At 66.9% G+C, this 8,586-nt stretch carries 10 protein-coding genes, 1 pseudogene and 2 riboswitches; of the genes and pseudogenes, 3 read left to right on the forward strand and 8 right to left on the reverse strand.

Annotation, left to right across the window (positions count from 1 at the left end; translation table 11 throughout):
- Positions 1 to 40: 40 nt before the first annotated feature.
- Both CSW63_RS01605 and CSW63_RS01610 read left to right on the forward strand, forming a co-directional pair.
- A complete protein-coding gene (locus CSW63_RS01605; protein ID WP_062099748.1) occupies positions 41 to 421 on the forward strand; it encodes a DUF305 domain-containing protein in 381 nt (126 codons plus the stop codon).
- Positions 418 to 1,848 carry a YncE family protein gene (locus CSW63_RS01610; RefSeq protein WP_062099749.1) on the forward strand — a complete coding sequence of 477 codons (1,431 nt, stop codon included), beginning with the start codon at positions 418 to 420 and terminating at the stop codon, positions 1,846 to 1,848. Before CSW63_RS01605 ends, CSW63_RS01610 begins: the two co-directional genes overlap by 4 nt.
- 333 nt (positions 1,849 to 2,181) lie before the next feature.
- Here CSW63_RS01610 and CSW63_RS01615 read toward each other — a convergent pair whose 3' ends face one another.
- From CSW63_RS01615 to CSW63_RS01645, 8 genes and pseudogenes are all read right to left on the reverse strand, one after another.
- The gene (locus CSW63_RS01615) at positions 2,182 to 2,559 is read right to left on the reverse strand and encodes a DUF4198 domain-containing protein (RefSeq protein ID WP_099504483.1); all 378 of its coding nucleotides are present in this window, start codon (positions 2,557 to 2,559) and stop codon (positions 2,182 to 2,184) included.
- Positions 2,560 to 2,596: 37 nt separating this feature from the next.
- Positions 2,597 to 2,782 carry a hypothetical protein gene (locus tag CSW63_RS01620; protein ID WP_099504485.1) on the reverse strand — a complete coding sequence of 62 codons (186 nt, stop codon included), beginning with the start codon at positions 2,780 to 2,782 and terminating at the stop codon, positions 2,597 to 2,599.
- 72 nt (positions 2,783 to 2,854) lie between these two features.
- Positions 2,855 to 3,361, reverse strand: a complete 507-nt coding sequence (locus CSW63_RS23615) for a PepSY domain-containing protein (RefSeq protein WP_246842016.1) — start codon at positions 3,359 to 3,361, stop codon at positions 2,855 to 2,857.
- A complete protein-coding gene (locus tag CSW63_RS01625; protein WP_246842012.1) occupies positions 3,334 to 4,398 on the reverse strand; it encodes a PepSY domain-containing protein in 1,065 nt (354 codons plus the stop codon). Before CSW63_RS01625 ends, CSW63_RS23615 begins: the two co-directional genes overlap by 28 nt.
- A 16-nt stretch (positions 4,399 to 4,414) precedes the next feature.
- A complete protein-coding gene (locus CSW63_RS01630; protein WP_246842013.1) occupies positions 4,415 to 5,272 on the reverse strand; it encodes a TonB-dependent siderophore receptor in 858 nt (285 codons plus the stop codon).
- Positions 5,245 to 6,474: a TonB-dependent siderophore receptor gene (locus CSW63_RS01635; protein WP_099504489.1), complete on the reverse strand. Its 1,230-nt coding sequence runs from the start codon at positions 6,472 to 6,474 to the stop codon at positions 5,245 to 5,247. Before CSW63_RS01635 ends, CSW63_RS01630 begins: the two co-directional genes overlap by 28 nt.
- 291 nt (positions 6,475 to 6,765) lie before the next feature.
- Positions 6,766 to 6,988, reverse strand: a riboswitch (cobalamin riboswitch).
- Between the two features lie 73 nt (positions 6,989 to 7,061).
- Positions 7,062 to 7,771 (reverse strand): annotated as a pseudogene (locus CSW63_RS01640) (CbtA family protein).
- An 11-nt stretch (positions 7,772 to 7,782) separates the two neighbouring features.
- Complete coding sequence (locus CSW63_RS01645; RefSeq protein ID WP_099504491.1) at positions 7,783 to 8,010, reverse strand: CbtB-domain containing protein; 228 nt, start codon at positions 8,008 to 8,010, stop codon at positions 7,783 to 7,785.
- 32 nt (positions 8,011 to 8,042) lie between these two features.
- Positions 8,043 to 8,190: riboswitch (cobalamin riboswitch) on the reverse strand.
- A gap of 25 nt (positions 8,191 to 8,215) precedes the next feature.
- Here CSW63_RS01645 and CSW63_RS01650 point away from each other — a divergent pair.
- The coding region (locus tag CSW63_RS01650) for a histidine phosphatase family protein (protein WP_099504493.1) at positions 8,216 to 8,586 on the forward strand (371 nt) is incomplete at its 3' end.

Here is an 8,586-nt window from a genome sequence, read left to right on the forward strand (position 1 = left end):
TGCCGCGTAGAAGGTGCGATCGCCCTCTGAGGATCAAACCATGCCATCGACTCAATTGCCGGTCCGTCGCAGACGCCCTGCCTGGATCGCGTTGGCCGCCTTGACCGCCGTTGCCGTGACCTCCAGCGCCACGGCCGCTGTCGACGGGTTCGACGCGCAGATGACCGAGGCGATGACGCGGATGCATCACGCGATGATGCTGCCGCCGACCGGCGATCCGGACCGCGATTTCGCCCGCATGATGATCCCGCACCACCAAGGGGCCATCGACATGGCCAAGGTCGAGCTCCAGCACGGCAAGGACCCGCGCCTGCGTCGCCTGGCCCAAGGCATCATCGTCGAACAGGCCCAGGAGATCGCCGTGATGCAGCAGATTCTGGACGAGACCCCCGCCACTCATCCGCAAGGACACCCGCAATGACCCGCAGTCTCGCCCTCATCCTTTTGCTCGCCAGCGCCGCGCCGGCCCTGGCCGGGCAAGCGCCTGGGCCCGCGAGTGCGCCCGACATCGCGGTGAGCAGTCGCGACCGTTTCTATACGTCGGACCAGTTCTCCAACACCGTCTCGGTGATCGACCCGGCGACCAACAAGCTGCTCGGCGTCATCAAGCTGGGCGACCAGACGCCCATGAATTTGAGCCCGCTCTACAAGGGCCAGTTGCTAGTCCACGGGATGGGCTTCTCGCCGGACCACAAGACGCTGGCGGTGATCTCCATCGGCTCCAACTCCGTCACCTTCATCGACACGGCGACCAACGCGGTGAAGCACACAGCCTATGTCGGCCGCTCGCCGCACGAGGCCTTCTTCACCGCCGACGGCAAGGAAGTCTGGGTCGCGGTGCGCGGCGAGGACTATCTGCAGGTGCTCGACGGCGCGACCTACAGGGAGACCGGACGGATCAAGGTGCCCAACGGCCCGGGCATGACCATCTTCGCCCCCGATGGCCGGTACGCCTATGTCTGCTCCAGCTTCAGCCCCGAAACCGTGGTGATCGACACCAAGACCAAGGCGATCGTCGGCCGCGTGAAGCAGGAAAGCCCGTTCTGCCCGGACATCGCCGCCACGCCGGACGGCAAGCAGGTCTGGTTGACGCTAAAGGACATCGGCAAGGTGATGGTGTTCGACGCCAAGCCGCCGTTCGCGGTTCTGAAGACGCTCGACACCGGCCCGATCACCAACCACGTCAACATCGTACGCAATGGCGCCGGCCAGTTTGCCTATGTCACCGTTGGCACGCAGAACGCGGTGAAAGTGTTCCGGACGGACAGCTTCGCCCAGGTGGCCGAGATCAAGGTCGGCGCGCTGCCGCATGGCCTCTGGCCATCCGGCGACGGATCACGCGTTTATGTCGGCCTGGAGAATGCCGACGCGGTCGCGGCCATCGATACGGCCACCCATACTGTGATCGCCACCATCCCGATCGGCCAGGCGCCTCAGGGCGTGGCCTATGTCCCGAACGCTGTCCCGACCGGTCCGGGCACGGCGAACCTGCAGCCGCTCGGCATGGCCGCCAAGTCGGACAGCCTGAGACTCGCGGGCGCCGCGGGCGGACCGCCTACCCAAGTGACCCTGTTCGACCAGGGCCAAGTGCAGATCCTGCAGGCGGCGGCTGTCGGCCTCACGCCGAAGACGGCCTATGTGCTGGCGATCGCCGACAATCCCAAGGGCGAGGGTAAGCTGCAGCCGCTCGCTGGCTTCATGACCAGCCCATCGGGGTCGGCCGTCGTCAACGCGGTGGGTCCGTTGCGCAATGTGGTCAGCGCCGACACGCCGGCGCCGCGCCGTTACCTCGTGATTGCCGAAGGCCGGACGGACGACATGGGGACAGTGGTTCAGACGCAGCGCTAGCCCCCGAATGTCTGCATTTCAGAGCTAAGCCAACTTCCGCTTATGGCGCCCCATTGCCTTAAGCGGACGCGACCTCGCCTACGGATGTCGTACGGTCCGCCGAGCGGGGAGGGTATAAGTCATTGAAAAGATTGAACATTCGGCGTATAATGAACATTATCGGAAATTTTATGGTTCGTGGCGGGTGAAGCTGGCCCTGGGCGTCGCAGGCCGGTAGGCTGCGGCACCCAGGGGCCACTGCTTAGTTCGCTGTATCGAACGCCAGCGAGGCATAGACGTCGTCCTTGTCCGCCATGGCCGGGAAGCTGGGCGGACCTTCCTGGTGGGTGGTGATCAGGGCCCTTTGCGCGAGACGGGAATCCTCGCCACGCCATCCTTGCCCGTAGTGACTGAGGGCATTTTGTCTTCCGGATTGGGCTCCAGACCGTCGCCATAGGTCAGCTTCACGCCGGCCAGCGGTTGGCCCCGGCGCTCCACCTTCACCGCCAGATCGCCGCCCACCGGGACGGCGTAGGGCTCGCTGAGTGGGGTGATTTCGACGAGGGCGTGGGACGACACCGTGTAGCTGCCAGGGCCTAGCAGCGTCTTGCCGTACTTGGGGACCCACCAGCTTTCGCCGGGCTTCGCCACCAGACTCTTGCTGGTGTTCGACTCGACGCCGTCGGCGGCGTCGGTGGTCCAGAAGCCGTTGTCATAGGCGACGGCCAGGATCGAGGCGGGCGGGGCCGCGAAGGGGCGGTCTCAAGAGCTACGGCGCCGGCGGGCTTGGCTTGAGCGGGCGCTTGAGGTTGATCTTTCCGCCCGCCGAAATCACTTCAAGGCTGACGACCTTGCCCCGCTCGGCCAGTTCCAGCCTGCTGGGATCGGCGTAGCGGACATGGGCCACGGTCTTGCCGTCCTGCGGGACCAGAACGACCCAGATGTCGTGAGCCAAGGCGCCGGTGGGGCGCCAAAGGCGGCGCCGGCGGCGAGCCCGGCCAGGGCATGGGCGTGTGGGAATTTCATCTCAGGATGTCCTTGCTTTTCGGTTGGCCCGGAATTTCCGGATCGGCCGGCTGGGGCGGATGCCGGCCTTGAGCTTGAGGTGGCGCCAGCCGACGACCACGCCGCTGACCGACAGCACCAGGCCCGCCGTGGACAGGACCCAGATGACGATCTGGCGGGCCAGGTCCGATCCGCGAAAGATCGGCAGGTCCCAGGCGTGGATGGCGCTGAACAGCCAGCGATAGAGGCGCCGGCTACGGTCCGAACGGCCCAGCACCTCGCCGGTGGTGGGATCAATATGGACCCAGGTTCCGGCCGGGTCGGCGAAGCCGACCCTCAACACCGGCAGGCGGCGCTGATCACGGCGCGTGGAGTACCAATAGGCATCCTCCTGAGTGAGCCGTTCAGCGAAGGCGGCCTGGGCGCCGGGAACCAGGGCGCGGGCGGCCTCGAACAGGGCCGCGTCGGTCTGGGCCGCCGACGCGCCGGTCTGGCCGTCGATCACCGGCTCGGAGAGGTCTGGCCCCATGAGCACGATGAGGGGACGTCCGCCGACCCAGATGAACCTGGCTTCCCGCGCATCGCCCGGCGGCGCCGCGGACGGCGAGCGAGCCGGATAGGTCGCGCCTTGTGGCCCGCATAGACCCTCATGGCGGCGGGCGGGACCTCACGGCGGGGGAACAGGTGGAAGGGATTGACCGAGAGCCAGCCGCTGAACACCCACAGGATGGCGAATAGCCCGCCAATCAGGCCCGCCAGGTGGTGCCACTGCATCCACCCGAGGTACGGGCTGACCGGCTGGCCGGATTTCAGCCGCATCCGCAGGATCCCAATCCAGGCCCCGGCCACAGCCCCCACCAGGGCGGGCCCCGACGTCCACATGATCACCTGGCGCCAGACCTCGTTGTCCTGGCGGATCACGGTCAGGTAGATCCAGTGGGGGATCGACCCCAGCCAGTTCCAGCCCCGCTCCCAGCGAGTGGTGTCATTGACCACCTCGCCGGTCCTCGAAGAGACGTAGAGGGTTAGGCCGGCCGCGTCCCGCACCGGCACCCGCAGGAGCGGCCGGTGCGGATCGAACCCCTGGGCGACGGTCCACTGATCATGAAACAGGGTCCGCGCCGGCCCCACCTGATGGTCTGGCATCAGGCGGCGCACCGTCTCTTCCGCCTGCGCCGGCGTGGTGGCGGGCACGGGGCGGCCGTCGACGGCCGACACCGTGATGCGGCTCTTGCCATCCACGATGCGGTAGACCGGCTGGCCCCGAAGCGTGGCCAGCTTGATCTGCGAGGGAAAAGCTTTCAGGCCAGCCGCCGCCAGCGCCTCGCCAGGAGTGATCGCCACCCTCTCCAGCGACAGCGGTTCGGAGTAGGTCATCCGATCCCGGTCGCTGAGACCCGGATAGGGCACGTAGACCATCACCAGGCCCGAGATGAACCAGACGGCGCACAGCAGGCAGGTGAAGATCCCCACCCACCGGTGCGTCAGGTAAAGCCACCTCAGGCCCGTAGTCTTGAGGCTCCGCAACCTCCCGGCCCCCGCGGCGGGCGGGCTGATGAACTTCATCGCGCTTCCCCCCGGCTCAGAACCTTGCCCGGAAGGTCAGGTCGACGCCGCGCGGAGCGCCCAGGTAGACCTGCGAGGCGGTCGCCCATTCCGCGTAGAGCTTGTTGGTCAGGTTCCGGCCGCGCAGCGTGATGTCACCGAACTTCAGCTGATAGGTGATCGATGCGTCGAAAAGGGTGTAACCGCTGGCCCGCACCGTGTTGGCGTTGTCGCCGAAGATGTGGCTCGAGCGGTGAACGCCGCCGGTCACCCGCACCGGGAACCCAGGGACCTGGTAGCTGGCGAACAGGTTGAACACCTGGGCCGGCACGTTGGGCGGCGAATTGCCCGCCCGGTTGGCGCCGCCGGCCTCGATCAGCTCGTCGTACTGGGCGTCAACAAAGGCGGCGTTGCCGTCGAGCCGCAGATGGTCGGTAGCCTGCAAGGTCGCGGAGAACTCCACGCCCTTAGACGACAAGGTTCCGCCCTGGATCTGGATGTTCGGGTTCACCGGATCGCGGGTGATGATGTCGGTCTGCCGGATCTTGTACCCGGCCAGGGTCATTTCCACACGACCGCCCCACAGCACGCTTTTCACGCCGATTTCGGTGGAGTCGCCCTTGGTCAGGTTGAAGCCCGAATTGGACTGGCTGAGCAGCACCAGGGTGCCCACCGGTGCCGCACCCTTGGTGTACTGGGCGTAGAGCTGGGTCTTGGGGACCAGGTCGTAGATGGCGCCCGCCCGATAGGACACCGGCTTGTACTTGCGGGTGAAGCCCACGGTGGTGGCCAGGTTGAAGTCGTGGGTGGTGCGGTCGAGCTTGACGTCCTCATAGCGAAGCCCGCCGACCAGCAGCAGCTTGTCGGTCAGGTTGAAGGCGTCCTCGGCGAACACAGCGTTGATCCGGATGTTCGCCCCGACGTCGGCAAAGTTGCCGGCCCCGGGAAGTTGGCCGGGGTGATCGCCGGGAAGGTCCCCCGCACCAGGGCGTAAGGATCGACCGGCGTCGCGGGGCCGAACCGGCGGAGGCTCAGGTGGTCGTTCTCGGTGTGCTCGGCGCCGATCGTCAGACGGTTGCGATGGCCGCCGATGTCCAGGTCCGAGAACAACGACGCCCGGTCATTCCAGAACTTGAGCATGTTGCGGATATAGGTGGCCGACCGGTTCACCCGCCGGGTCGCAGCCACATAGGTGTAGCTCTCCGCATCGTCCCAGAGCCGGTCGGACTTGTTGTAGGAGAGGTCGTTCGTGAACTTCCAGTCGGCGTTGATCTGCCACTCGACGACGGAGCGCAGCCAGTGGCTGTCGGAACGGACCTCGCCATCTAGGTACTGGAAATTGGTGCGGCTGAGGGCCCGGTCGATGACCAAGCCGGCGGGGGTCGAGGCGACGCCCGTCGGGGCCCTGGCCACGGCGGCGGCCACCAGCGGCGTGCCCCAGTAGGTGCGGCCGTTGTCGTTGTTGAACAGCTCGGCGGCGAAGAAGAGTTTCAGGTCGTCGGTCGGCTTCAGGGTCAGGCCCAGATTGGCGGTCGTGGTGCGGCTCTGGGCGTCGTCGATGTAGCCGTCGGATCCGGCGTAGCTGAAGACGCCGCGGGCGGCGGCCTTCTCGCCCAACGGCATGTTCACGTCCGCCGCAGCCCGGAAGGTCTCGCGCGACCCGTATTGGCCGAGCGCCTGGACCTGTCGCTCGCCCAGGATCGGCTTCTTCGGCACGAAGTTGACGGCGCCGCCCAATGCGCCCTCCCCGAACAGCACCGAGGCCGGGCCCTTGATCACCTCGATCCGGTCGAAGGCGAAGGTATCGAAGTTGCGGGTCACCATGGTCGAGGGCTGGTGTACCCCGTCATAGTTCACCGAGACCGAGCCGCCGGAAAAGCCGCGCATCGAATAGGTGCCAGGGCCGCCGCCGGTATCGACCGCCAGCACGCCCGGCGCGCTATTCAGGGCCTCGTTGCTGGTCCGCAGGCCGCGCTCCAGGAAGCGCTCCTGGGTCAGGACGTCGACGGTGGCGGGTGTCTCGCTGATCGCCAGGCCAAGCCGGGAACCGGTGGCGGTCTTGCCGTCGAGGGCAACCTCGCGCCCCCCTGTGACCACGACCGTCGCTGACGGAACCGTCGATGGCGTCCGCCACGGCCAGCGCCGGAACGGACAGGATGATCGCGAGCGTGCTCGCGCCGAATAGGAATTGCTTGGGCATGAAAGCCCCCCGTTACTCCGCGTGTTGAACGACCATGCGAAGAGCCTCCCGGGGACCGGGGCCCCAGGTCGATATGCCGAGGCTCAGGCGCACGCGAGCGCCCGGACCAGCCGGTCGAAACGGCTCTCCACCGTTTCCAGTTCGTCGCTCAGACGGAGACCGCGCTGCGGGTTCACACTGACCCGAAGCATCGAGCGACACGCGCCGGCCGGTTTCCTGGCTCACGGGTCATCACGACGTACGCCGACCTTCCCAGGGCCTCTGGCCCCAGTGGCTGGCGGGACAGACAGGCTGTCTCGCCAAGGCGTACGCGCTCACCGCTTACAGTTGCAGGGACAGCTACGGCATTGGGGCGAACCCCGCACCGCATTCCCGTTTAAGCCCGAAGGCTCCAGCGCGTTGACGTCTATCAACCCGTGCTAACGGGCATCCTGACAGAGATCAAATGTCCGATTTCGGCCGGCTTGTCTATGCACGTGCGCGATCAGGTGCGGCGCAGTCGCCGATCCGCCAACCAGCCAAAGCCCACGCCGAGGGCCAGCCACAGCACGAGTTGAACGCCGATGGCGGCGACGCGGAACCGCCACAGGATCACCGCCGGAAACCCCTCCGGCACCTCGTTGATCATCGGCAGCACCAACGCCACCCGGCCACGAACACGACGTAGACAGCGGCCGCCACGAGGACGCCGTTGAACGCACCGACCTTGGCTGCGGCCCAGCGTCCGACCATAACCCCCAGGGCGAGGCCGGCCAGCGAAAGGCCGATCAGGATGAAGTAGGTCGCCGTCCGCAGCTGGATGGTCTCATGCAGGCCGACGCTGGGCGGATTGGGCGGATATTTGATCGTTGGGACCAGACTGATGGCGACCATGGCGCCCAAGGCCAGTAGCAGCGCCAGGGTGCGGGGTCCGATCTGGCCCAGCCGGCCGTAGGCGGCGGCGAACACCAGCGAGAAGATTCCGCCCACCGCCGCGCCATAGAGCGCCACAGCCGTGAAGAGGCCGATGCCGCGCTGCACCGCGCGGCTCACCAGCTCCGGCTCGACGGCCATTCCCATGGTGTGGTCGCGGGCGGCCTCGAATCCGATGGCGAGATCGACCTGGGGCTCACCTGCCAGCTGGGCGAAGAGCGTGGCCAGGACAGCCGCCAGCAGGCCGGCCAGCATGCCGCGGACGAGCAGATCACGGGTCATGGTGCTGGCCTCTAGTGGCAGGGAAAGCCGAGCAGATGACGTCCGTCGTGGACGAACTCGTGGATGTACATGCCGCCGAACAGCGACAAGGCGCCCTGCTCCGTGCTGACGAAGTAGAGGAAGATCATCGCCAGCAGCGTGCCGAAGATCGCCCAGGGCGCGATGGCGCCCAGGGGGATCGTCTGGGTGTCACCCACCGGGATGAAGACGTCGTCAGCGTAGAGGGTTGTGGCCGTCATGCAGGCTCCTTCCGGGATATGCGCGTCCCGTCGATCAAAACAGAAATCCCGGAAAGGTCTGACTCTCGACAGCACCGGAGCACTCTCGATAACAGTGGCGCGACCGCGCCGGACTTACACCGGCTTCTTCCAGGCTCGCTGGTTCTGCACTAAGCCTGGACCGGCTTGACCGTCAACAACAACGGAGGCTCGTCTGGCCGCGTCCTTGACCCTGCTGTGCCATGCCGCGACCCGCGCCATGCGGGTTGGCGCCTTTCCGACGCGCGAGGAGGGCCTGGACGCGGGTGGCCTCAAGAAGGCTGGCGCGCGGCGCCTGGAGGCCTCCGTCTGGCTGACCAGCCCGGCCCTGGCGGCGCAGCAGACCGCCGAGGCCCTAGGCGTATCGGCCATGGTGGATGAGTCCTTACGCGATATCGATCATGGATCCTGGGCGGGACTGACCTTCGAGCAGGTGCAGGCCGCCGATCCCGCAGGCCTCTCGGCCTGGCTGGCCGACCCGGCGCGTGGCGCGCCCGGTGGAGAAGGTCTCGCGGAGGTCCGCGCTCGCCTGGCGGACTGGCTGGAATCCCAGGCGCA

Source organism: Caulobacter sp. FWC26 (assembly GCF_002742645.2).
In the GTDB taxonomy this organism is placed as follows: domain Bacteria; phylum Pseudomonadota; class Alphaproteobacteria; order Caulobacterales; family Caulobacteraceae; genus Caulobacter.

What these genes read in the sequence shown, in the direction of transcription:
- CSW63_RS01605 (WP_062099748.1), top strand. Translation starts at nt 41, where the DNA reads ATGCCATCGACTCAATTGCCGGTCCGTCGCAGACGCCCTGCCTGGATC.
- CSW63_RS01610 (WP_062099749.1), top strand. Translation starts at nt 418, where the DNA reads ATGACCCGCAGTCTCGCCCTCATCCTTTTGCTCGCCAGCGCCGCGCCG.
- CSW63_RS23615 (WP_246842016.1), bottom strand. Translation starts at nt 3,361, where the DNA reads ATGGGGCCAGACCTCTCCGAGCCGGTGATCGACGGCCAGACCGGCGCG.
- CSW63_RS01625 (WP_246842012.1), bottom strand. Translation starts at nt 4,398, where the DNA reads ATGAAGTTCATCAGCCCGCCCGCCGCGGGGGCCGGGAGGTTGCGGAGC.
- CSW63_RS01645 (WP_099504491.1), bottom strand. Translation starts at nt 8,010, where the DNA reads ATGACGGCCACAACCCTCTACGCTGACGACGTCTTCATCCCGGTGGGT.